This is a genomic window from Halomonas sp. KO116, assembly GCF_000734975.2.
In the GTDB taxonomy this organism is placed as follows: Bacteria; Pseudomonadota; Gammaproteobacteria; order Pseudomonadales; family Halomonadaceae; genus Vreelandella; species Vreelandella glaciei.
The window spans coordinates 144,488-166,594 of the sequence record NZ_CP011052.1 but is presented as its reverse complement, the minus strand read 5'-3'; the positions used below and the strand labels follow the sequence as shown (position 1 = coordinate 166,594).

Below are 22,107 nucleotides of genomic sequence, written 5' to 3'. Positions count from 1 at the left end.
CCTCCAGGACTTTTTGGATTATTGTAAGTTCGTATAGCGAATAGTAGTTCGCTTTAAGTATTCACATTAATTCACTATGGGGCGTAGGGCTAATCGACATTCGTCTATGTTCAGGCTATGTCGCCCGGTCTTTTCAGCTTCCTGCCCCGCATCACCAGTGTTGCTGCTTTCACGCTGTCTCCAAAAGGTACAATGACAGGTAAAAGTTGGATTTTTACAAGATCAATGCCCGACCAAGGTCGAACCCAAACAAAAAAAGCGCTGCTTAAGGATAAGCAACGCCTTTTGGTTTTTATTCACAAACTTGCAGACTAAGGGACTAGAAATCGAAAAACACCGTCTCACCTTCACCTTGCAGGCGGATATCTAAACGATAACGCACCTTGCCATCCACTTCTTCACGCTTGGCGATCAGCGTTTGGCGGCGCGCCGGTGACTCAATGCGCGATAGCACCGGGCATTGGGCGTTCGCTTCTGTCTCGTCTTCAAAGTAGAGCCGCGTTTGCAGGTGAATGTTCACTCCACGGGCAAACAGCGTCAGGTTAATATGCGGTGCCATTAACTGCCCGCTAGGGTGCTCCACCGCGCCGGGCTTGATGGTGGTTAACGACCACTCGCTACCATGATCAAAGGTGGTGGCGGTGCGGCCAAAGCTATTGAAAGGTTTGCTAAGGTCGTAATCGGCTTGATAGTGGCCGTTGGCATCAGCTTGCCACGCCTCGACAAACGTATCGCGCACCAGATCACCGTTGCCGTCGATGACGGTACCGACCACTTCGATATGCTCACCCTCAGCATTGGGTTTGGCCATCTCGTTCCAGATCTCTTCCTCACGGACGGGGTTGCCTGCCGCTGCGAGTGCAAGACCAATATGCACGTAGGGGCCGGCGGTTTGCGAGGCAGTTTCACGTAGCATCAGCGCGCTGGTCGGCTGGCTGTTGGGCTGAATAGAAGGCTGTTTCATGATGTATCCTCGCCCTTATTGGTTTTCAAAGTAGGTTTGCAGCTCGCCGCGCACCACAATGTCAAAGCGATAGGCTAGGCAATCCATTGGCTTGCTGTGGGCCATATCCAACCGTCCGATCATAGTTTCAACGGCGTCAGGGTCCTTCAGCGTATGCACAATCGGGCAGAGAGGAATCAGCGGATCACCCTCAAAATACATCTGGGTAATCAACCGAGTAGAGATTGAAGGGCCGGTGACTGATACGTGGATATGCGCGGGTCGCCAGCTATTCATGTCGTTGGGCCATGGGTAAGGACCAGGCTTGATGGTACGGAAACGGTAAAAGCCTTGGTCATCGGTCAAACAGCGACCTACACCGCCAAAGTTAGGATCCAGCGGTGCCAGATACTTATCGTTTTTGTGGCGGTAGCGACCACCGGCATTGGCCTGCCACATTTCCACCAGCGTGTGCGGTACTGGCTTACTGAACTGGTCGACAACTCGGCCAAACATGATGATCCGTTCACCTTGCGGCAACCCCTGACCTTGGCTGAAATTCATCAGTAGGTCGTTGTCATGCGGCCCCATGCGCAGATGACTAAAATTGGGACCAGTCAACTCAGATACGGTCGGCTGCTGCATGCTCACTAGCGCTTGCTGCGGCGAGCGTGCCACCGAAGTTTTGTAGCCCGGCGCGTAGGCAGGCGGGTGCCAGTTGCGGTCACGGGTCACAAAGCGGTTATGATTATTTTGCATGGCAAAATGCTCTTTATGGCTACAGGGGCAGAGGGGCATTGCCCCTTTACACTTTTACTCGCAAAGTGTGACCTGCGGCTCAGCCCTTGCCAATTGAAGAGTCATCTTCGCCCATAACTCATAGGTTATGGCTTTTACGACCTTAGTTGAATGCGCTCAGCTGCCACCTGGCGTAGGGTTTCGCAAAACGCTTCACGGGGCAGCGACGTTTCCATGCTCGCATTCGTACAAATGCCCACCGAGCCACCATGGGCTTCAAACGGCAGCGCGACCTTCACCAGCTGACCTTTTTCCAATTCTTCGGCCACCGCTTCCCGAGGGGCTATCCAGAGCGCATCACTCTCCAGAGTGTAGCGATAGCTAACGGGCAGCGAGAGAGTTTCCAGCAGCCGCGGCGGCAGCTTAATGGCATGGCGCACGCAGAAACTGTCCACCTGCTGTCGCAGCGTGGTCTGCGGCGGCGGTAGCGCCCAGGGATAGGCAACCAGTTGATCCGCCGTGACCGGCGTGACGTGGGCAAGCGGGTGCTCTTTTCGCGCGACGATAACCAAAGGCTCATAATAGAGGTGTTCAAAGTAGAGATCGCCAATCTCTCGCGCCTCGGTCATCCGCCCAACCACCATATCCAGCTCGCCCAGGCGCAGGCGCGACAGTAAATAGGCGCTGGCCCCGGTCACCACCGATACACTGGTATCGCCCTGGCCCGGCGGCGCGGCGGTATGCCAGCGCTGTATCGCCACTGGCAGCAGGCGGCTCTCAACAGTGGAAAGCGCCCCGACGCGCAGCCAACGTCCGCCCCGGTGGGCATCGCCAATAGCGCTGACGCCTTCATCCAGCGCCCGTATGGCAGGGCCAGCATGTCGGAGCAGCGTCAACCCCGCTTGGGTAAGCGACACGCCTTGCGACGTGCGTTCGAAAAGCGGCGCTTCAAGAATCTCCTCAAGCTCGCGTATTGCCTTGGAAATGCCCGGTTGAGTAATCGCCAGCGCCTCGGCAGCACGCGCAAAGCTGCGCCGCTTGGCCACTTCGAGAAACGCCATCAAGTGACGTAGTTTGATTCGAGCGTTCAGCATGGCGTTCTATATCAGCGAAAAAAGATGCCCTACTTTCGCCGATTAGCGCAAACAATGAAAACGCTAAATTGACGCGAGTACGGTAAGCCGTGTGTCAGCCTGCACGCAGCTGGATATAACCAAGCTGCAAGCAAAGAGTAGCTCTTTTGCGATGGGGCATTTCATCACTTAACCCTCTTGTTGTCTTTGTTGAGGGGTACAGCACCGTCACACTGCTTTTGGCTATGCCGGGGGTATTGGTACTTCGATCAGCAATGGCTCACTCACTTTGCAAATGCATTGTTCTTAAAAAAAACAACCGTTCATGGAGCCACTAATCTACTCACCCCAGCCCAACTCCTTAGCGAGGGCAAAGGCGTGATTGGCGGCCGGAACGCCACCGTAAATCGCCACGTGCATCAGTACCTGGCGCAGTTCAGCTTCTGTCAGCCCAATCCGCTTAGCCGTTTTTAGGTGCAGCGTTAACTCTTCACGGCCAAGCGCGGCGAGAATACCGGTGGTAATCATGCTGCGCTCGCGGCGGGTTAGGTCGTCATTGGTCCAAAGCTCGCCCCAGGCCAGGCGGGTAATCATCTGCTGGAAGGGGGCGTCCAGGCTGTTGGCGTTGGCGGTAGAGCGCGCTACATGCTCGTCTCCCAGTACCTGCTTGCGGGTCTCCAGGCCTGTGGCGTAAGCCACGCCGTGGTTCGCCACGTCGCCCAAATCGGCGGCGAGCACCGTGAGTAACTTTTGTGCGAAGTGCGCCGGGGCTTCTACCGAGGGCACGTGGCCCACGCCGTCAAAAATCTCCAGTGGGACGCCGCCGAGTTCCTCAGACAGCGCTTCCAGCGTCGCGGGCGGGGTGGCCATATCTTCGCTGCCGCCAAATAGCTGCACTTCTACGTGCTTCGACGCCAACTTACCGGCAAACGTATCGCGGCCAAGCATTTCGCACAGCTGAGCGTAGGACTCATCGTCGCCACGGCCCATTTGTACGCACCATCCCGCTTGCAGCGCCGGGCTTGCCTCAAAGGCCTTTGGTGCAAACCAGCGCGGCACGATCTCTTCAGACATCGCCGCCAAGCCTTCCTGCCGCACGCGGCCTGCGCGGGTATTCCATAAGTCCGGGTTGCCGATCACTGCGCCGGTGTTGGTCAGCGTCGCAGTAAGCAGGCGGTCAGGGTGCGCCGCAATCAACTGCTGGCCGACCACGCCACCAATTGAGGTACCGGCGAAGTGAAAGCGCTCAGCGCCAGCAATATCTGCCAGCGCCAACGCTTCAGTGGCCAGGTCAGCGGGCGTAATCTGCTCACCGCTGACCGCTTGGCTTGCGCCGTGGCCGGGTAGATCCCAGGTCAGCACTCGGTAGCGGGGCAGCAGCGCGGGGATCACGTCGTCCCATACCGCTTGGCTCATGCCCAGCGGATGCGCCAGCACGATAAGTGGATTCACTTCCAAGCCGAGCAATCGGTAAGCGACGCTGCGGCCATTGATGCTATGAAATGCCATGATGGTCTCCGTTAAACGCGTTCAATCAGCGTGGCGATACCCTGCCCCACACCTACACACATGGTACACAGTGCGTAGCGCTTGCCGCTGTTTTGCAACTCATGGGCGGCGGTCAACAACAGGCGGGCTCCGGACATACCCAACGGGTGCCCCAGCGCAATCGCGCCACCGTTCGGGTTGACGCGAGGGTCGTCGTCTTTAAGACCCAGGTCGCGCATACAGGCTAACGCCTGGGCGGCGAACGCTTCGTTAAACTCAAACACATCGATCTCATCCATCGAGATACCCGTGCGCTTGAGTAGTTTCTGCACTGCCGGTACCGGGCCATAGCCCATAATCCGCGGCTCAACGCCTGCCGTGGCCATGCCGATGATTTTCGCCATCGGCTTAAGACCATGCTGTTTGACCGCCGCTTCGCTGGCCACCAGCATCGCCGCCGCACCGTCGTTGACGCCAGAAGCGTTGCCCGCGGTAACGCTGCCGCCTTCACGGAAAGGCGTGGGCAAACCTGCCAGTTTTTCCAACGTGGTTTCCCGCAGATGCTCATCCTGGTCAAAGATCAGCGGCTCCTGCTTGCGGCGCGGGATCTCGATGGCGGTGATCTCCAGGGCAAAGCGCCCGGCTTTTTGAGCGGCAGCGGCCTTCTGCTGGGAGCGCAGGGCAAAGGCATCCTGGTCTTCGCGAGAGATATTGAACTGCTCGGCGACGTTCTCTGCGGTCTCCGGCATGGAATCAATGCCGTAGGTTTTCTTCATCAGCGGGTTGATCAGGCGCCAGCCAATGGTGGTGTCTTCGAGTTTTTGACTGCGGGCGAAAGCGCTATCGGCCTTGCCCATCACGTAGGGCGCGCGAGACATGGACTCCACGCCGCCGGCCAGCGCCAGCTCCATCTCACCGGCTTTAATGGCGCGAAACGCGGTGCCCACCGCGTCCATACCCGAGCCGCACAGGCGGTTCATGGTCGTGCCGGGTACCGAAGTGGGAATGCCCGCCAGCAGCGACGACATGCGCGCCACGTTACGGTTATCTTCCCCGGCCTGATTAGCACAGCCCATGAAGACTTCTTCAATGGCGGCAGGGTCGAGATCCGGCGCTTCTGCCAGTACGGCTTTAAAAATCGTCGAGGCAAAATCATCCGGGCGTACGCTGGCCAGGGTGCCACCAAAACGTCCCACGGCGGTGCGGCGGGGATGACATAGAAAGACGTCTTGCATAATAACATTGCTCATAACAGACTCCTTATTCGCCGGCGTGGGCCCGCTCGGTGCGTGCTTTCAATTCACGCAAAATCGTCAGCTCTTTTTCGCTGGGCTCAGGGGTACACTCAAGCTGCCCAGCAAAGCGCACTTCCCAACCGGTGGCTTCAATGACGTCTTCGCGACTCACGCCGGGGTGCAGCGACACCACGACCAGCTCTTTGCTGTCCGGGTCGGGCTTCATCACGCACAGGTCAGTGATGACCCGAGTAGGACCCTTGCCGATATTGGGCACGTTATCGCGCCCTTTGCCGTCGCGGCCAAAGCCTAGCGTGGTGACGAAATCGACGTCTTTCACAAAGGCCCGCTTGGAGTGCTTCAAGGTGATAAACACTTCACCGGCATTGGTGGCGATTTCTGGTGCGCCACCGCCGCCCGGCAGGCGTACCTTAGGCGCTTTGTAATCGCCGATCAGCGTGGTGTTAAGGTTAGCAAAGCGGTCGATTTGCGCGGTGCCTAAAAAGCCCACGCTCACTTTGCCGCCCTGTAGCCAGTAGCGGAACATTTCGGGCACTGCCACGGTGGTCAGCGCTGACTCACACAGTTCGCCATCGCCGATGGAGAGCGGCAGCGTATCGGGCTTGGTTTGCAGCGTGCCGGACTCATAAATCAGCACCACATCAGGGGCGTGAGTCAGCCGCGCCAGGTTGGCGGCTTCCGAGGGCAGGCCGATGCCCACAAAGCAGGTCATGCCATTTTCAAGTGCCCGCGCAGCGGTCACCGACATCATTTCAGAAGAGGTATATTCCAGACTCATTAGGCTTTCTCCCCTGCATGATGTTGGGCAACGTTATAGACGTTGTCATCGAGCCACTGGGTGAAGGTGTCGCGGTCGCGAGCAATCGCATCCCACTCTTTATAAAAGCGGTTGCTGCGGCCGTAGTAGCCGTGGGTGTAGGAAGGCAGCGCGCCTTTCTCCGCTACCGCAACGGCGCTGATGGCCCAGCTGGGGATCACGCAGGCGTTGGGGGTAGCCCCCAGGTCATCAACAATCTCTTCCACCGTGACAATACTGTGCTTGGCGGCGAGTACGGCTTCTTTCTGTACGCCAACGATACCCTCTACCAGCACGTTTCCCTGACGATCCGCCCGTTGGGCGTGGATAATTGAGACGTCCGGACGCACCGAAGGTACAGCCGCCAGGCGCTCGCCGGTAAACGGGCACTCGATGAATTTGATTTGGTCGTTGACGCTGGGTAGCTCGCTACCGATGTAGCCGCGAAATACCGCCATCGGTAATCCCGCCGCACCTGCCTCAAAGGCGCAGGCCATGGCGGCATGGCTATGCTCAAGAATCTCGATCTTGCACGGCCAGCCTTTCTCAACCGCATCACGCAGGCGGTGTAGCGATCCCACACCAGGGTTACCACCCCATGAGAAGATCACTTTTTTAGCACAACCCGCGCCAATCATCTGATCATAGATGATATCGGGGGTCATGCGGATCAGCGTCAGGTCACGTTTTTTCTGACGGATCACTTCGTGACCGGCAGCAAACGGAATCAGGTGGGTAAAGCCTTCCATGGCCACGGTGGCGCCGTCTTGGACGTAGCGCGCTACCGCGTCATGCAAGCTGAGAAACTCGGCCATGATGGGTGCCTCTTAGCGGGTCGTTGGCGTATTTGTTAGTGAACTACAGCATATTGTTCGTTGAGCGAACATAGATCCTCTATACGAACAATCTACCGCTGAACATTCATTGGGTCAAACCCAACGGCGTCCACCTAACGGCCTACCGAATCCATCACCCCTTTCACAATCGAACTTAACGTTTTGTTTTTAAATACGCTTATTGGATTTCTAGCCATTTTCTGGCGCGCATGACCTGGACCGCGCTGCTACCAAGGTATAAAGCGGGGTCGCAGGCATTACGCAGCGCCTCGGGGTCTACGGCCCCTTTCACATCAGGATGATGGGCGAGCACATCAGAATAGGTGCGTGCTTCCCGGCGTGCGGTCTCTGCCGCTTCCGCGCTAATCGCTTTGGCTCTCTCAACGCCTAGTTTAGGCGCCAGCAAACGTGCGACAGGCTCGGCCATAATGCCACCGCCGGTAGCGGCTAAGTTGCGCTGCATTTTTCCGGGATAGACCTCAAGCCCTTCGAGCAGCACGGCCACTTGCTCCAAGGCACCCTCCACCAGCAAAGCACTCTCCATTAGCGGTGCCCACTCCGCATGCCACTCACCTAAACCGCGCTCAAGGGGTTGGGCGGCAGCGTTGATCAACACGCTGGTGTGGCCATGCACTTGCCGCGCCGCGCCGCGAATCAGCGCGCTGCGTACTGGATTACGCTTATGGGGCATGGAGGAGGACTCCCCCATCCCGGGTGCCGAGGGTTCCGCGACTTCGCCGACCTCGGTCTGGGTGAGTAGCGCCACATCCAGGGCGATTTTTTCAGCGGCACCGGCGACCGCGTCTAACCCCGTACCGATGGCATGAATGGGGTAGCGGTCGGTATGCCAAGGCAGCACCGGCACCGCCAAGCCTAACCGCTCGGCCAATGCGTCCATCCACTCAAGCCCAAGGTTATCCCAACCCGAGTGCACGCCCACCGCGCCACCAAACTGAACGGGTAGCTCAACAGCGCTTAAACGGCGGCGCGCCTGCTCCAGGCCAATTGCCCAGTGAGCCACCTTCACCCCAAAAGTAACGGGGAGTGCCTGCTGCATTAACGTTCGACCCACCATGGGCGTATCAGCGTGAGCGTTCATCAACGTGAGCGCCGCTGAACGACAGCGCACCAACAGTTCATCCAGCGCTGCCAAGCGTGGTTTAAGTAGGAGCATCAGCGCGGAGTCGACGACATCCTGGCTGGTCGCCCCTTGATGCCAGTAACGCTTGATGTCATCGGAAAGCAGCGAGCGGCTCTGCTTTACAAACGGAATCGCCACATTGCCACCGCTGGCGATGCCCGCTGCGATCTCTTCGCTATTGAAAGCCGCATTTTCCAACTGTTCGTGCATTTGCTGGCTAACCCCAGCAGGTACCGCGCCGCTGGTTTCCTGTACCTCGGCCAGGGCTAATTCAAAGGCCAGCATGGCATTCACCATGGCGTCATCGTCACACTCAGCGACGGCGCGCTGGCTCATAAAAGGATGCTTTAAAAATCCAGCAGGCATGGGCGTTACGCCTCCTATTAACGTTGTTCAGAACCAGCAAAACAGTTCATAAAGGCACGACTTAGAACAGAATTGTACATATGTTCGTCATTCGAACCATACGCTAAATAGGCCGGTACTTACGATTGCGACAGCGTGGCGTCAGTGCCCACGTAGCGCAGTACCATCTCGGTAACGTGATCTTCTAGTTTGCGCTGGTTCTCAGGCGCGGCTTGTTGCCAATCAAAAATCCGCGAAAAGGTGTGCTGGTTTGAGACATTGAAAAACGACAGCGCGCTAATCAGCCAGTGCAGTTCCCGTGGATCCAAGCCTTCGCGAAAACAGCCCACCTCTAAACCGCGAGCATAGACGTTGGTGAGCGCATCAATCACCCCGGCGTTGAGTGATTGAATCAACTCTGACTGCGCCAAAAAGCGGCCATGATGAATATTTTCGATCATTACTAGGCGAATAAAATCGGGGTTTTTGGCGTGATGGCAGAAGGTAAACCGCACTAGTCGGCTAAGCGCCTCAAGGGGGGCTAAGTGGTCAAGATCAAGCTCGGCTTCCTGAAGGCGCACTTTCTGATAGGCGGCTTCCAGGGTGTGCAGGTAGAGCGTCTCTTTATCATTAAAGTAGTAGTAAATCATGCGCTTGGAGGCGCGGGTTTTTTCGGCGATCTCATCAATCCGGGCCCCTGAGAGGCCTTTTTCGGAAAACTCTCGAGTGGCCACCGCAAGAATATCGGCGCGTACGGATTCGGGGTCATTTTTACGCCGTCGCCCCGCGGCAGGGGGACTGGCCTTGGTAGAAGGAGCTGTCATAGAGCATGCCTTTTATTGTCGTGGTCGTCTTTGGTCTAGTATGCCATAGCTTGACTGAACGTACCATTTCGTACATTGTTGATTGTGACAGGATGGAACGGCTAAACACGCCACTGCTTTAGGCTTTTCCAGACCTTATAACAACGGCCCGACAAGAGGACAACAACAATGTCTCTGACCCCTATGTTTACAAGCCCTATGTTTACAAGCCCTATGTTTACAAGCCCTATGTTTACCAACCCCAAGTTTATGGCCCCAAGGTTTACATTGAAGCAACTGCCTTTGAAACGCGCGCTGACGGCGGCCCTCGCGACGGCAACGCTGGTTGCCGCAGCGAATGCTTCTGCCCAAACGCTACGCTTTGCCCACGTCGACCCCGATGACTGGACCACCTCCAAAAAAGGCGCGGCGGGTCAGGTGTTTAAAAATCTGGTAGAAGCCGAAACAGATCTCACCGTAGAGCTCTACCCCGCCGGAGCACTAGGTGGCGAAACCGAGCTGATTGAAGGCGCTCAGGATGGCACTATCAGCATTGCGATGGTCTCCGGCGCCTATGCCAACTTCTGCCCGGCGGTCGCTGTCACGGATATCCCGTACACCTTCCCGTCTGCGCCAGTGGCGTGGCAAGTGATGGATGGCGAGTTTGGTACAGCGTTGGCCGAGCACTGCTTGCAGGAAACCGGCCTACGCACGCTGGCTTACGGCGAAACGGGCTTCCGCCACTTCACCAACTCCGTGCGCCCGATCAACTCGCCTGAGGATATGGAAGGCCTGAAGTTCCGCGTTCAAACCATTCCGCTCTACCTGGAAATGGTTAGCGCTTTGGGTGGCGAGCCCCAGGGTATTGCCTGGGGTGAAGTACCCACAGCGCTGGCTACCGGCGTAGTCGATGGCCAGGAGAACCCGATCTCCGTGATCTACGGCAATAATTTCTATGAGTTTCAGGATTATTTGACCCTGGATCGCCACGTTTACGGCGTCGATCACCTGCTGATCAACGATGAGATATTCCAGTCGCTTAGCGAAGAGGAGCAAGCTGCGGTGAAGCGCGCCGCTGTAGTCGCGGGTACCACCGGCCGTGCCATTCAGCAGTTCAACTCAGCTGAGGGGATCACCAAACTGGAAGCAGAGGGCATAGAGATCACCCAGCCCACCGCTGAGCAGATGGAGGCCTTCCGCGAAGCCGCCCAGCCGCCGGTTCAGGCGTACCTGACCGAAGAGCTTGGCGATGATGCAGAGTGGATCGAGCGTCTCTCTTCCGCTGTGGAAGAGGCGTCCGCGCGTTTCTAACCCCTGCCTAAACAAAGCGCGTTGCGAGTGGGCCTTAGGTGGCCCACTCGCGACCCTGCGTGCCTGACTATCGATCGAAGGTGCTCTTATGTCTCATCTTCTCGCCCGGCTACACCGCGGCCTGATCCTGTTCAATGGCAGCTTGGCAGGGCTTGCCATGGTGCTTATTTTCCTGCTGGTCGCGGGCAATGCCTTTGCGCGCTACACCTATGGCGGCTCCATTACCTGGGGAGAAGATACCGCCATCTATTTGATGATTTACGGCCTAATGTTTGGCATGTCCTGGGCGTACTTGCAGGACAAACATATCGGCTTTGACCTTATTCGTCGTCTACTGCCGCCGCGCTGGGTGCGCTGGCAGGCCGTGGCCGTTGACCTAGTGGTGCTTGTGGTGGGCATTGGCTTGATGTGGTCAGCCGTTGAATTTATCGCCGCGCGCGGTGGGCGCACCTCATCAAGCACGGGTATGCCGATGTGGCTTTTTCAAGCCTCCATGCTGATTGGAGGTGGGCTGCTCAGCCTCTCTGCACTGGTGATGGCGGGCCTGCGTCTGAGCAATCAACAGGACGAGGAGACATCCGCATGATCTTTATACTGCTTCTAGCCCTTATTCTGCTCGGTGTGCCGTTTGCCTTTGCCATCCTCGGTTCGCTAACGGTGCTGATGAGCACCGGCGATTTGCCCTACCACATCCGTATCGTCTCTCAGCAGTTTTTTGGCGGCATGGAGTCCTTTCCACTGCTGGCGATACCGCTGTTCATTCTGGCCGGCGAGCTGATGAACGAAGCGGGTATCACCCACCGGATTATTAATCTCGCCACCGCCATTGTCGGCCGTCTGAAAGCCGGGTTGGCACACGTCAATATCTGGGCCTCGGTGATTTTTGCTGGCCTTTCCGGCTCGGCGATTGCCGATACCTCCGCGCTTGGGCGGGTGTTTATACCGTCAATGGAGAAAGAGGGCTATCCCCGGGATTTTGCCGCTGCGCTCACCGCGGCCTCTTCGGTCATTGGCCCGATTATTCCACCCAGTATTCCGGTGATTATCTACGCGCTGACGGTGTCGGGGGTGTCGGTACCGGGGCTGTTTTTGGCTGGTATCGTGCCGGGCTTTTTGCTGGCATTGGGGCTTTCCATCTACGTCTACTTTTTTGCCGGTGACCTGGGCGCTGCACAAACCAAGAAACAGTCACGCCGCCATGCCCTTTTGCATGGTTTGCTGCCCGCCCTCATGCCGGTATTTGTGGTCGGGGCGATTCTTGCCGGTATTGTCACGCCTACTGAAGCGGCGGCCTTTGCCGTGGTCTACGCGCTGCTTCTGGGTGTGGTGCTCTACCGCAATATCAAACTGGTTAATCTGCCCGCTATCTTCGCCCGCGCCATGCGCGATAGCGCGGTGATTATGGTCATCATGGGCGCGGTCGCTGCGGCCAACTGGGTGTTAACGTTCGAGCGCGTGCCCAACATGCTCACCGAGTGGGCGCTGATGAGCATCGATACCCAGTGGACCTTCCTGATCGCCGTGATTCTGCTCCTGCTGGTGGTGGGACTGTTTTTAGAGGGTATAGCGGCCATCTTGGTGCTCGTGCCGATCCTCCACCCCATTGCCATGGCGCTGGGTATCGACCCGCTGCACTTCGGCATCGTGGTGATCTTCAATCTGATGATGGGGCTGATCACGCCGCCCATGGGACTCTGCCTATTTGTCGCCGACTCCGTCTCCGGCGTGGGTATGGGGCCGATTATCCGCCGCATTCTGCCGATGCTGGGCGTGCAGTTTTTGATCCTGCTGCTGATTACCTTCGTCCCCGCGCTGGTCACCTTCCTGCCGCGTCTGGCGGGTTACTGATATTCCTCAATGCAAGGAGCGTGATGCCATGTACTCATCCATTGCTACGGTTTGCCTAAGCGGCTCGCTGGAAGAGAAGGTAGACGCCATCGCCCAGGCTGGTTTTGAGGGGCTTGAGCTATTTGAAAACGACCTAACGGCATTTACTGGCACTCCACGGGAGGCCGGCGAGCTGATTCGCTCCCGCGGCCTTAAGCTGGTCACCCTACAGCCGTTTCGCGACTTCGAAGGCCTGCAGGGGCGCGCTCGGGAGCGGGCGCTCGACCGAGCCGAGCATAAGTTTGACCTGATGGAGGAGCTCGGCACGGATCTGCTGATGGCATGCAGTACCGTCCACCCTGATTCACTCCCGGGTTTAAGCCGCGCCGCCGATGACTACTATGAGCTCGGCGAGCGTGCCGCGCGGCGTAACCTTCGTGTGGCCTATGAGGCGCTGGCCTGGGGCCGCCACATTCACGACTACCGCGACAGCTGGGAAGTGGTGCGCCGCGCTGCCCACCCCAATGTGGGGCTGGTACTGGATACTTTCCATATTTTCTCCCGCCAGACGGAGCTGGGCACCATTGGCCGCATCCCCGGGGATCGCATCTTTCTGGTTCAGACCGCTGATGCGCCGCGTCTCTCTATGGATCACCTGTCGTGGAGCCGCCATTACCGCTGCTTCCCCGGCCAGGGCGAGCTGCAGATGGATAAGTTTATGACCATGCTGGAGGAGACCCGTTACGACGGCCCGCTCTCCCACGAAATCTTTAACGATGTCTTCCGCATGGGCCACAGCGACCAGACCGCCCGCGACGGTCTGCGCTCGTACAATTTGCTGCGCAGCATGCAGAGTGAAAGCGGCATTCCCGCGCCCCAGCCGATTGAGTCGGTCGCCTTTCTGGAAATCGCCGTTGAGCCTGCCGATTTAGCACCGCTGCGCGAGTTGCTCAGCGCACTGGGTATGGCCTGCGTGGGGCGCCACCATACGCTCAACGCCGAGCGTTGGGCCGCGGGCGACGTTAATCTGGTGCTCAACACCGAGGCGAACTTCACTGGCCGAGTACCGGGTCGCGATGCCACTGCCATCACCGCCATTGGCCTGCGTGTGGGCAACGCCTATGAAGCGTTTAAGCGGGCAGACAAGCTGGGCTACGATATTGTCGAGCCCGAAGAGGTGGGTGCCAGCCACCGTATGAGTGCACTGCGCAATGTGGATGGCAGCCTCTCCTATATTATTGACGACTCACAAATAAGCCGTACCTGGGATCGTGAGTTCACTGTCGATGTTCAGCCCGTCCCCCAGGGGGCGTTGGTGGATATCGACCATATCAGCGTAGCGCTCTCTTACCACGACTACCTCTCGCTGATGCTGCAGTACCGCGCTATTTTTCAGCTGGCGCCAACGCCCTCCTTCGATGTCACCGACCCCCGCGGGTTGATCCAGAGCCAGGTGCTGCAAAACTACAATGGCCGCTTTCGCTTGGCACTTAACGCCAGTGCCTCGCCGGATACTGCCAGTAACCGTTTCGTGCGCCAGTACGGCGGCTCGGGAATTCACCATGTCGCCCTGCGCACCAACTCCATGCGCGACACCAGTGCAGCGCTTCAGCAGGCGGGCACACCGGTGCTGCCGATTCCCGGTAACTACTACCGTGACCTGGCCGCACGCGTTGACCTTCCTGCGCAAACCCAAGCGTGGATGCAGGAGCACCACATACTCTTTGATCAAGACAGCAACGGCGACTTCTATCAGTTATATACCCAGCCCGGCCGCCAGGCGTTCTTCTTTGAGCTAGTGCAGCGTGATGGCTACCAAGGGCTTGGCGCGCCAAATGCCTTTGTGCGTGTCACCGCGCAGCAGCGTCTAGAAGCAGAAATTGATGGCATTGCTCAAAAAACGCCAAACCATGACACAGGAGAGAGCCAAGCATGATCAAACTCGGACTGGTAGGGGAAGGCATTGCCAAATCGCAATCCCCGGATTTGCACGAACGCCTGGGAGCCTCGTTGGGCGAGCCAGTACGCTACGATTTAGTTGATAGCCTGGGGGTAGCAGATTTTGACTTTCCCAACGCCATACAAAAGCTGCGTACCGAGGGCTACCGGGGAACCAACGTTACGTTTCCCTTCAAGGAACAAGCCGCGCAGTTGGCTGATATTCGCGGCGAAGGCGTACGACGGGTAGGCACCGCCAACACACTGCTGTTTGACGCTGACGGTCTGCGCGCTGAAAACACCGATTACACCGGTTTCATCAGCGCCTACCGTCACTCCTTCGGCAGTCAGTCCGCAGGCGATGTGCTGTTGATCGGCGCCGGGGGCGTGGGCCGCGCAGTGGCGTGTGCGCTGGGGGAGCTTGCCGTGAGTCACATCCACATTCTCGAACACGATGCCTCGCGGGCAGAAAGCCTTTGCCATGATCTTAACGCCATGGGTATTAACGCGGCATGCGTAACGGCTGAACAGGCACAGCGAGAACTGCCGCATTGGCAGGGCGTGGTCAACTGCTCACCCATTGGCCACATCAACCACCCTGGCTGCCCCATTGATACCAGAGGGCTTAGCGATCAGCACTGGGTCTTTGATGCGGTTTACATCCCCGCTCACACCGAGCTGTTAAACGCCGCCTACCAGGCGGGCGCCAAAACGCTTTCGGGTGTTGATCTTTTTGTGTTTCAGGGCGTGGATGCATTTCGCTTTTTCACCGCGGATTGTATCGCCCCTGAACAGATCGACCCGCATGTGATACCGCTACGTACACACTACATAGAACAGCTCGTCACGCCTTCTGCTCGCTCCGTATCATAACGTTCGGGCCTCGAAGCGCTTGTCGTGAAGTTCTGATCGTGAAGCTCTTATCGTAAAGTTCTGGCAAAATAACGTACAGTTATTCGCCATTCGAACATAACTATTTGTCTTCATGCGCTGAAGAGGCACAGATGCTCGCTATTCTTAGCATTACCACCCCCATATTCCTACTGATTGGTTTAGGGTATATAGCGAGATGGAGCGGCATTATCCAGCGCGAGCAGATGCAGGGAGTCGGCGTATTCGTGCTCTACTGCGCACTACCTGCGCTAGTGATTCGTGCGTTAAACCAGCAACCACTGGAAGAGATTTTCAAGCTCAACTACCTGGTGGCTTACGGCCTGGGCTCTATCGCCGTGTTCAGTGGGGGGTTGCTGCTCTGCTTAAAACGACAGCGCCAACCACTTAACGCCAGTGCTATGCAGGCATTAGGCATGGCCGCTTCAAACAGCGGTTTTGTCGGGTACCCCGTGGCGGCTATGGTCATCGGCTCACCTGCGGCGGTGCTTATGGCACTCAATATGGTGATTGAGACACTGATTATTATTCCCGCAGCGCTGATTCTGGCCGAAATGGGTAGCCATCAAGGTTCCAGCGTATGGATAACGGTAAAAAAGACGGCGCTTAGCCTCATCAAAAACCCGGTGCTGGTAGGCTTGCTGATCGGTATTTGCCTGGCCGTTTCTGGCATTAAAATTCCCGCGCCGCTGTTTAAAGCCATTGATATGCTGGCTGAAGCAGCGGGCCCAGCGGCGCTATTTGTGATCGGCGGCGCACTGTTTGGCTTGCAGGTTAAAGGCATGGCGAGCGACGTCGGTCAAATTGTAATCGGCAAACTACTTATTCACCCGCTAGCCATTTTCATTGCCTTCTATTTTGTTCCCGGCATTGATCCGCTCTATATGGCCGGTGCACTGCTGTTTGCTGCTGCGCCAATGATCAGCATTTACCCTCTGTTTGGCCAGCGTTATGGGTTAGGCGGCGTGAGTGCTGCCGCTATGCTGGTGGCCACTATATCCTCATTTTTTACCCTCAGCCTGTTTATCTGGCTGATGACATTGTCGGGTTTGCTGTCCTTCTAAAAACGCTTTGCTTTTCAGATATGCACGAAACCACCAGAGCTTTCGTCTTGCCAGACAGTAAGAAAAACAAGCAGCAATGGTGTATAACTATAAAGCTATACAGTGGCTACCGGGGTAACGGGTGAGCCGATAGCGCCTGGTAAACGCAGTGGCGGAGCCGTTAGTAGGAACCGCGTGCGTCCACGGCTATGCAACCACTCAGCGACGTCTTTCAGATACCACAGCTCTGCCAGTGGCAGGCCAAGTTTAAAAAGACAGTGATGGTGCAAGGGAAGCTTGGAGCAACAGCCTGGTTCCAATTCACGATCCAGGTTCTCTACGGCGTAATTATCCGCACAGATTGCCGCTATGCCGCTCTCGGTAATCCATTCCAATAAAGCCTGGTCGCTACCGTCGAGCACAGCGCCGGTATTTTTCAGCACATCTGGCTGCGGACAACCCTGCATATCCAGCAACGCTTCAGCGAAGCCCGTGCGTAATACCAGCATATCTCCACGTTCAATCACCACATTCAGATGCTCAAGCGCATCCATCAGCGCAGCATACCCTACCAGCGTTCTTCCCGCGCCGAACACCCTTACCAGATCCACCAGCACGGCCCGACCCTGCATACCGTGGACCGCCAGTGTCTCGATACCCAGTCGCTGAGCATAAGAGTCATGCTGCTGGTTGGGTTTGTGGCTCAAGTTGAGGACATCCTGCCCGGCCAAAAAGCCGTTGTAATAGCGACATTCTGGCTTACCGTCGTCATCACCATCAAACAAAGCGCCGACGTGGGCAAGAGAGTCCCACTGGGTGGAGTACTGCAACGAGATATGAACCTGATCATCACTGATAACGTCACGCAGTGTGGGCGTATGAGTGGCCAAAGGAAAATTGATGTATTGGTCATCACCGAGTGCCGTTGGCGACAGCTTCGGTGGCGAACGGCGAGGATTCAGTACCTTGCCACCTGGGATATCCAATGGCAGTGATAAGCAGAACGTAATGCCTTCGTGGACTTCCTTGACGCCTTTGAGTACCTGCTCAGGTCCGATAAGATTGACCCGCCCCAACTGATCGTCGGCGCCGAAATCTCCCCAGTTGCTCCCTTCGGGACGCTTCTTCCAACGTGGCTGATTCATGACGCGTTTCCCTTAGCATGCTGGGTGGCAATATCGATAATGCGCTGCAGACTTTCCCGTTCCTGGGCTTGGTGTTGCTCACGCGACTCGTCGCTCCAGCGGTAGAAACCTCGTCCTGACTTGGCACCTAAGCGCCCTTGAGCAACGTAGTCTTCAAGAAGTGCCGCTGGTTTATCGCGCGCATCAAGATCCGGGTAGAGGTAACGAGCGATATTGAGGTGGGTATCTAGCCCGTTGAGATCGCGCTGGCACAAGGGGCCGTTTAACGCCATGCGTACACCGATGGAATACTGCACGATGTCATCCAGTGCCTCGGGCTCTACAACGCCTCTCTCTAGCAGGGCGAGACACTCACGCATCACCGCATGCTGGATTCGGTTGGCGACGAAACCGGGCACACAGGTATTTAGAATCGCAGGACGTTTTCCCAACTGCTTCAGCCAACGGCACGCCGTTTCTACTACCGACGCCTTGGTATGGCTACCTGGAACCACCTCAACTGCGGGAACGATGTCTGCTGGGTTGAAGAAATGAGAGCCTAAAAACCGTTGAGGTAAACGCATGTTGGAGGCGATCTCATCGATCAGGATTCCCGAGGTATTCGTCATGATGATGGTGCTATCGGCCACGCTGACCTCGATTTGGGCGATGACCTTCTGCTTGACCGCGACGTCTTCAGTCACGCTCTCGATCACAAAATCGGGACACTGACCCGCCGTTAATTCTGAGGCAAAGCCAACAGCTGCAGCGCTCTCTCCCATACTCAGGCGACTGGTTTCCAACACGTGCGGGTTGGTATCGACCACGATAACGTTGACACCCTGCGCCGCTATCAACTTAGCCAAGGTGGTGCCCATGGTACCAGCGCCCACCACTACGGCGTGTAGTGCATCGTCCTGCATCAGTTTTCCTTCCTATTTCACTTGCCTCGCGCCGTATTTACACCGCCCCTAGACAAATGTCGCATTGAATAAAATCATTCGCGGGTTAACTATCACGGCAATAAACGAACTTGTGTGCGCTATGCGCACATAGTAGACAATGACAACCACGCCGACAATACGAGGCTGCTTCTAATGAATGCGCTGGCAAATTTCTTCACCCGGCTCGTCAATCGCTATATGCCCGACCCATTGGTCATTGCCATCTTTCTGACCATTCTCACCATGATGTTAGCGGTGCTCATGCAGGGTACTAGCCCGCTGAATGCGGTACGTTATTGGGGCGACGGATTCTGGAACTTGCTGGCGTTCAGCATGCAGATGACGATCATCCTTCTGGCGGGCTACATCCTGGCGAAGACCCCCTTGGTAGATGGTGCTCTCAACCGTATCGCTGCACGTGTCAAGACGCCCTTCGTCGCTATTGTGGTTGCTACCCTGGTGGGGGGGATTGGCAGCTGGTTAAATTGGGGCTTTGGCCTCGTCATCGGTGGGATCGTTGCACAGAAGCTGGCGCTCAACGTGAAAGGATTGCATTACCCTTTAGTGATCGCCGCTGCGTATTCAGGGTTTGCTCTTTACGGTATTGGCCTATCGGGCAGTGTGCCGCTATTGATCGCTACCGAAGGGCACTTCCTGCAAGATGCGATTGGGCTAATACCGCTAAGCGACACCATTTTTTCCCCTATTCTTTTGATCACCAGTGCCCTCATTCTTCTCACCTTGCCACTTTTCAATGCTTGGCTTCACCCTAAGAAAGCCGAGGATATAGTCGAAATCGATCCGGCCTCGGTAGCGGTGCCTACTGAAGCTCCCCTTTCCAGCGGCGAAAAAATCACCATTGCCGAGCGTTTGAATCGTAGCCGGTTCGTGGGCATCGCTATTGGCTTGCTCGGCATGCTGTACATCGCGCTATACGCGTTGGACGGTGGCTCACTGAACCTTAATACCGTCAATTTCGCCTTCCTGTTCCTGGGTATCTTGCTATTTGCCTCGCCCTCCCATTACTTGGCCGCCTTGGCAGATGGAATTCGTATTGTCTCCGGTATCGTCGTGCAATATCCCTTCTACGCAGGGATCATGGGAATTCTGGTGAGTTCAGGCTTGGTAGTGTCATTCGCCAATGTCTTTGTTGATATATCCAGCGCGCAAACGCTACCCATCTGGTCGTTCATTAGCGGTGGCATCATCAACCTGTTAGCCCCCTCCGGTGGCGGCCAGTGGGCAGTTCAAGGCCCAGTCATGGTGCAAGCTGCCGCAGAGCTGGGCGCCTCTCAGGCAGCCACGGCGTTAGCAGTGCAGATTGGTGACCAGTGGACCAACATGGTTCAGCCGTTCTGGATACTCCCGGTACTGGCCATCTCCGGCCTGAAGCTGCGCGATGTGATGGGCTACATGGTCCTCATCCTGATATATCTGGGAATTATCTACGGCAGTGCCATGCTGATCTGGGGCTACATCGGTGCCTAACCACGCATATCAACACAGGATGTTTACATGCCTTTTCTGATCGAAACGTTCGACAAGCCCGACCGCCAGGCCCTGCGCCTGGAGGTACGCCCCGCTCACCTGGATTACCTGGACGCCAACGCGAATCTCTTATTGGCTTGTGGCGCCAAACTTTCCGACGACGGCGCCACAGCGTCAGGCGGCATTTACTTGGTCGACCTGGAGAGCCGCGAAGAGGCCGAACGCTTTATTCAAGCCGACCCATTTCATCAGGCAAAGCTATTCGCCGAGGTTCACATTGTGCGCTGGCGGCAGGCCTACCTAAATCGGCAAAACACTTTATAACGTCATCAGATAGGAGCAATGCAATGCTGTTTCAAGTGGAAATGGTAGTGAAACTGCCACCAGACATGCCGGCCGAGCAGGCAGCTGACATCAAGGCGAAGGAGAAAGTCTACGCTCAGGAATTACAGCGGCAGGGCAAATGGCGCCACCTATGGCGAGTCGCTGGCAGTTACGCCAATGTCAGCATATTCGATGTCACTGATAACGCCGAGCTTCAAGACCTTATTAGCGGCTTACCCCTATTTCCTTACATGGATATCCAGGTAAAGCCTCTATGCCGTCACCCTTCTTCAATACGCGAGAATGACGCTTAATAGAAGGCCTTGCTAGCACTTCACGGTGCTTGATTGGTGCAGAGTTGCCCTACCAAAGGGAATGCCTACTCGACCTAAACACGCTAAGGATATCTGAATGAGTCAAGACGCTGCTCAACGCCCTAATACTCAAAAACATGTTGCTGTTGTTACCGGCGGAGCTAGGAACATCGGTCAAGCGATCGCCTTACGTCTTCAGCAGGATGGCTATCAAGTCATTGTGGTGGATATCGTCGAGCCCGAAGCGAAATCTTTGCAAGCAGATGCGCGCCAGGTCGATCTTGCCGATGCCGACGCCACCCAGCGGGTAATGACGGAAATCGCCGAGCACTATACGGTGACCCGGTTGGTCAATAACGTAGGCATTGTTGCCCCTGCGCTGATTGAAGAAGCGCGGCTTGAGGACTTCGACAAGTTAATGCATTTGAACGTACGTTCGGCATTGGTCTGCACCCAGGCGCTGCTACCTGCTATGAAGGCAAATGGCATGGGCCGCATCGTACTGAATACTAGCCGTGTGGTGCTGGGCAAAGAGGCACGCACCATCTATAGCGCTACTAAAGGCGCGCTGCAATCCATGGCCCGAACGTGGGCACTGGAGTTGGCTGAGCACGGCATCACGGTCAACTGCGTTGCCCCTGGGCCTATCGCCACCAGCGCCTTCTGGCAGAACAATCAGCCCGATTCCGAACGCGCTCGGCGCATCATCGATAATATCCCGCTACAGCGCATGGGTCAGCCTGAAGACGTGGCCCAAGCCGTCAGTTTCTTCTGCGACGAACGCAGCGGCTTTATCACTGGTCAGACCCTTTTCGTGTGCGGCGGTGTAACGGTCGGCTAGGCAAACCAACAGCTTATTTCACTACGCCCTTTTGGCGTAAGTTACTAATTTCCCCAGCGCCTTTGTGCAATAAGCGCTCCAACACGCTATCGGTATCTTCACCCAGTCGCGGTGGTGGTTTGTGATACTCCAGCGGAGTTCTGGAGTATTTGATCGGATTGGCCACGCCAGGCACTGCGCCAGTGTTGGTTTCCAGCTCAATTTGCATGTTTCGCGCTTGAACCTGGGGTCATCAAAGACCTGGGCAATATTCTGGATCGGCCCGCAGGGCACACTAATGGCGCCCAGCATCTCTATCCATTCATGGCTGGTACGACTCTGGGTAATCTGCACCATAAGCGGAATCAACTCGAGTCGATGTTTGACCCGCTCGGGGTTGGTGCTGAAACGGGGATCAACGGCTAGCTCGGGCCGCCCCACTGCTTCACAGAAACGCTTGAACTGACCATCGTTGCCCTCTTTATCTTTTAACCAGAAAGGCACCCAATGGCGCGTATCGTCACCCAGCAGCGGGTGCTCAATTTTAATCACTTCGGCGCCCATATCGGCCAGTATCTGCGTACACCAGGGGCCAGCCATTACACGGCTTAAATCCAGTACCCGCAGCCCTGTCAGTGGTCCCGCCATTGCACTTCTCGGAAGA

At 56.6% G+C, this 22,107-nt stretch carries 22 protein-coding genes and 1 pseudogene; 10 read left to right on the top strand and 13 right to left on the bottom strand.

Translation table 11 applies throughout. The features are described 5' to 3' along the window. Window positions 1-319 precede the first annotated feature (319 nt). From pcaG to KO116_RS26230, 10 genes are all read right to left on the bottom strand, one after another. On the bottom strand, window positions 320-964 hold the full coding sequence (pcaG, locus tag KO116_RS00820; RefSeq protein WP_200897121.1) for a protocatechuate 3,4-dioxygenase subunit alpha: 645 nt from the start codon (window positions 962-964) through the stop codon (window positions 320-322). A gap of 15 nt (window positions 965-979) precedes the next feature. Then, window positions 980-1,702, bottom strand: coding sequence for a protocatechuate 3,4-dioxygenase subunit beta (gene pcaH, locus KO116_RS00815; protein ID WP_035556096.1), 723 nt, complete (start codon window positions 1,700-1,702; stop codon window positions 980-982). A gap of 134 nt (window positions 1,703-1,836) precedes the next feature. After that, entirely contained in the window at window positions 1,837-2,775 is a 939-nt protein-coding gene (gene pcaQ / locus KO116_RS00810) for a pca operon transcription factor PcaQ (protein WP_009286274.1), read from the bottom strand. A 318-nt stretch (window positions 2,776-3,093) separates the two neighbouring features. Beyond that, window positions 3,094-4,263: a bifunctional 3-oxoadipate enol-lactonase/4-carboxymuconolactone decarboxylase PcaDC gene (gene pcaDC / locus KO116_RS00805; RefSeq protein ID WP_035556098.1), complete on the bottom strand. Its 1,170-nt coding sequence runs from the start codon at window positions 4,261-4,263 to the stop codon at window positions 3,094-3,096. 11 nt (window positions 4,264-4,274) lie between these two features. Next, a complete protein-coding gene (gene pcaF / locus KO116_RS00800; RefSeq protein WP_035556447.1) occupies window positions 4,275-5,477 on the bottom strand; it encodes a 3-oxoadipyl-CoA thiolase in 1,203 nt (400 codons plus the stop codon). 25 nt (window positions 5,478-5,502) lie between these two features. Continuing rightward, on the bottom strand, window positions 5,503-6,276 hold the full coding sequence (locus KO116_RS00795; protein ID WP_035556100.1) for a CoA-transferase subunit beta: 774 nt from the start codon (window positions 6,274-6,276) through the stop codon (window positions 5,503-5,505). Further along, on the bottom strand, window positions 6,276-7,109 hold the full coding sequence (locus KO116_RS00790) for a CoA transferase subunit A (protein WP_035556102.1): 834 nt from the start codon (window positions 7,107-7,109) through the stop codon (window positions 6,276-6,278). The genes KO116_RS00795 and KO116_RS00790 overlap by 1 nt, the downstream gene beginning before the upstream one ends. Window positions 7,110-7,308: 199 nt before the next feature. Beyond that, on the bottom strand, window positions 7,309-8,607 hold the full coding sequence (locus KO116_RS00785; protein ID WP_235272464.1) for a class-II fumarase/aspartase family protein: 1,299 nt from the start codon (window positions 8,605-8,607) through the stop codon (window positions 7,309-7,311). Window positions 8,608-8,756: 149 nt separating this feature from the next. Beyond that, window positions 8,757-9,440 (bottom strand): TetR/AcrR family transcriptional regulator, encoded by a 684-nt coding sequence (locus KO116_RS00780; protein ID WP_035556106.1) that lies wholly within the window; start codon window positions 9,438-9,440, stop codon window positions 8,757-8,759. Between the two features lie 101 nt (window positions 9,441-9,541). After that, a complete protein-coding gene (locus tag KO116_RS26230; RefSeq protein WP_144408545.1) occupies window positions 9,542-9,832 on the bottom strand; it encodes a pentapeptide repeat-containing protein in 291 nt (96 codons plus the stop codon). Between KO116_RS26230 and KO116_RS00775 the strand changes: the two genes are divergently transcribed. From KO116_RS00775 to KO116_RS00750, 6 genes are all read left to right on the top strand, one after another. Continuing rightward, complete coding sequence (locus KO116_RS00775; protein ID WP_235272462.1) at window positions 9,723-10,730, top strand: DctP family TRAP transporter solute-binding subunit; 1,008 nt, start codon at window positions 9,723-9,725, stop codon at window positions 10,728-10,730. The two genes, KO116_RS26230 and KO116_RS00775, sit on opposite strands and share 110 nt — an antisense overlap. Before the next feature lie 88 nt (window positions 10,731-10,818). Beyond that, window positions 10,819-11,316 (top strand): TRAP transporter small permease, encoded by a 498-nt coding sequence (locus KO116_RS00770; protein WP_035556109.1) that lies wholly within the window; start codon window positions 10,819-10,821, stop codon window positions 11,314-11,316. Next, the gene (locus KO116_RS00765) at window positions 11,313-12,578 is read left to right on the top strand and encodes a TRAP transporter large permease (protein WP_035556110.1); all 1,266 of its coding nucleotides are present in this window, start codon (window positions 11,313-11,315) and stop codon (window positions 12,576-12,578) included. Before KO116_RS00770 ends, KO116_RS00765 begins: the two co-directional genes overlap by 4 nt. A 28-nt stretch (window positions 12,579-12,606) precedes the next feature. Next, on the top strand, window positions 12,607-14,493 hold the full coding sequence (locus KO116_RS00760) for a bifunctional sugar phosphate isomerase/epimerase/4-hydroxyphenylpyruvate dioxygenase family protein (protein ID WP_045812026.1): 1,887 nt from the start codon (window positions 12,607-12,609) through the stop codon (window positions 14,491-14,493). Further along, on the top strand, window positions 14,490-15,368 hold the full coding sequence (locus KO116_RS00755; protein ID WP_052703693.1) for a shikimate dehydrogenase family protein: 879 nt from the start codon (window positions 14,490-14,492) through the stop codon (window positions 15,366-15,368). Before KO116_RS00760 ends, KO116_RS00755 begins: the two co-directional genes overlap by 4 nt. Window positions 15,369-15,499: 131 nt before the next feature. Next, a complete protein-coding gene (locus KO116_RS00750) occupies window positions 15,500-16,450 on the top strand; it encodes an AEC family transporter (protein ID WP_035556112.1) in 951 nt (316 codons plus the stop codon). 95 nt (window positions 16,451-16,545) lie between these two features. Here KO116_RS00750 and KO116_RS00745 read toward each other — a convergent pair whose 3' ends face one another. Continuing rightward, window positions 16,546-17,574: a cyclase family protein gene (locus KO116_RS00745; protein WP_035556114.1), complete on the bottom strand. Its 1,029-nt coding sequence runs from the start codon at window positions 17,572-17,574 to the stop codon at window positions 16,546-16,548. After that, window positions 17,571-18,476, bottom strand: coding sequence for a 3-hydroxyacyl-CoA dehydrogenase NAD-binding domain-containing protein (locus KO116_RS00740; RefSeq protein ID WP_035556116.1), 906 nt, complete (start codon window positions 18,474-18,476; stop codon window positions 17,571-17,573). The genes KO116_RS00745 and KO116_RS00740 overlap by 4 nt, the downstream gene beginning before the upstream one ends. A gap of 174 nt (window positions 18,477-18,650) precedes the next feature. On the opposite strand from KO116_RS00740, the gene KO116_RS00735 reads away from it, so the two are divergent. The 4 genes from KO116_RS00735 (at window position 18,651) to KO116_RS00720 (ending at window position 21,464) form a co-directional block, all read left to right on the top strand. Continuing rightward, window positions 18,651-19,985: a short-chain fatty acid transporter gene (locus tag KO116_RS00735; RefSeq protein WP_035556118.1), complete on the top strand. Its 1,335-nt coding sequence runs from the start codon at window positions 18,651-18,653 to the stop codon at window positions 19,983-19,985. 27 nt (window positions 19,986-20,012) lie between these two features. Next, a complete protein-coding gene (locus KO116_RS00730) occupies window positions 20,013-20,309 on the top strand; it encodes a YciI family protein (RefSeq protein WP_035556120.1) in 297 nt (98 codons plus the stop codon). A 23-nt stretch (window positions 20,310-20,332) separates the two neighbouring features. Further along, window positions 20,333-20,623, top strand: a complete 291-nt coding sequence (catC, locus tag KO116_RS00725) for a muconolactone Delta-isomerase (RefSeq protein WP_035556122.1) — start codon at window positions 20,333-20,335, stop codon at window positions 20,621-20,623. A 97-nt stretch (window positions 20,624-20,720) separates the two neighbouring features. After that, window positions 20,721-21,464: an SDR family NAD(P)-dependent oxidoreductase gene (locus KO116_RS00720; RefSeq protein ID WP_035556125.1), complete on the top strand. Its 744-nt coding sequence runs from the start codon at window positions 20,721-20,723 to the stop codon at window positions 21,462-21,464. A 13-nt stretch (window positions 21,465-21,477) separates the two neighbouring features. On the opposite strand, the pseudogene KO116_RS00715 reads toward KO116_RS00720, so the two are convergent. Beyond that, window positions 21,478-22,091, bottom strand: a pseudogene (locus KO116_RS00715) (CoA transferase). Window positions 22,092-22,107 lie beyond the last annotated feature (16 nt).

Excerpts from the sequence above, each read along its gene's own strand:
- pcaG (WP_200897121.1), bottom strand. The coding sequence starts at position 964 with ATGAAACAGCCTTCTATTCAGCCCAACAGCCAGCCGACCAGCGCGCTG.
- pcaH (WP_035556096.1), bottom strand. The coding sequence starts at position 1,702 with ATGCAAAATAATCATAACCGCTTTGTGACCCGTGACCGCAACTGGCAC.
- pcaQ (WP_009286274.1), bottom strand. The coding sequence starts at position 2,775 with ATGCTGAACGCTCGAATCAAACTACGTCACTTGATGGCGTTTCTCGAA.
- pcaDC (WP_035556098.1), bottom strand. The coding sequence starts at position 4,263 with ATGGCATTTCATAGCATCAATGGCCGCAGCGTCGCTTACCGATTGCTC.
- pcaF (WP_035556447.1), bottom strand. The coding sequence starts at position 5,477 with ATGCAAGACGTCTTTCTATGTCATCCCCGCCGCACCGCCGTGGGACGT.
- KO116_RS00795 (WP_035556100.1), bottom strand. The coding sequence starts at position 6,276 with ATGAGTCTGGAATATACCTCTTCTGAAATGATGTCGGTGACCGCTGCG.
- KO116_RS00790 (WP_035556102.1), bottom strand. The coding sequence starts at position 7,109 with ATGGCCGAGTTTCTCAGCTTGCATGACGCGGTAGCGCGCTACGTCCAA.
- KO116_RS00785 (WP_235272464.1), bottom strand. The coding sequence starts at position 8,607 with ATGAGCCAGCGCGCCGTCGCTGAGTGTGACGATGACGCCATGGTGAAT.
- KO116_RS00780 (WP_035556106.1), bottom strand. The coding sequence starts at position 9,440 with ATGACAGCTCCTTCTACCAAGGCCAGTCCCCCTGCCGCGGGGCGACGG.
- KO116_RS00770 (WP_035556109.1), top strand. The coding sequence starts at position 10,819 with ATGTCTCATCTTCTCGCCCGGCTACACCGCGGCCTGATCCTGTTCAAT.
- KO116_RS00765 (WP_035556110.1), top strand. The coding sequence starts at position 11,313 with ATGATCTTTATACTGCTTCTAGCCCTTATTCTGCTCGGTGTGCCGTTT.
- KO116_RS00760 (WP_045812026.1), top strand. The coding sequence starts at position 12,607 with ATGTACTCATCCATTGCTACGGTTTGCCTAAGCGGCTCGCTGGAAGAG.
- KO116_RS00755 (WP_052703693.1), top strand. The coding sequence starts at position 14,490 with ATGATCAAACTCGGACTGGTAGGGGAAGGCATTGCCAAATCGCAATCC.
- KO116_RS00750 (WP_035556112.1), top strand. The coding sequence starts at position 15,500 with ATGCTCGCTATTCTTAGCATTACCACCCCCATATTCCTACTGATTGGT.
- KO116_RS00745 (WP_035556114.1), bottom strand. The coding sequence starts at position 17,574 with ATGAATCAGCCACGTTGGAAGAAGCGTCCCGAAGGGAGCAACTGGGGA.
- KO116_RS00740 (WP_035556116.1), bottom strand. The coding sequence starts at position 18,476 with ATGCAGGACGATGCACTACACGCCGTAGTGGTGGGCGCTGGTACCATG.
- KO116_RS00735 (WP_035556118.1), top strand. The coding sequence starts at position 18,651 with ATGAATGCGCTGGCAAATTTCTTCACCCGGCTCGTCAATCGCTATATG.
- KO116_RS00730 (WP_035556120.1), top strand. The coding sequence starts at position 20,013 with ATGCCTTTTCTGATCGAAACGTTCGACAAGCCCGACCGCCAGGCCCTG.
- catC (WP_035556122.1), top strand. The coding sequence starts at position 20,333 with ATGCTGTTTCAAGTGGAAATGGTAGTGAAACTGCCACCAGACATGCCG.
- KO116_RS00720 (WP_035556125.1), top strand. The coding sequence starts at position 20,721 with ATGAGTCAAGACGCTGCTCAACGCCCTAATACTCAAAAACATGTTGCT.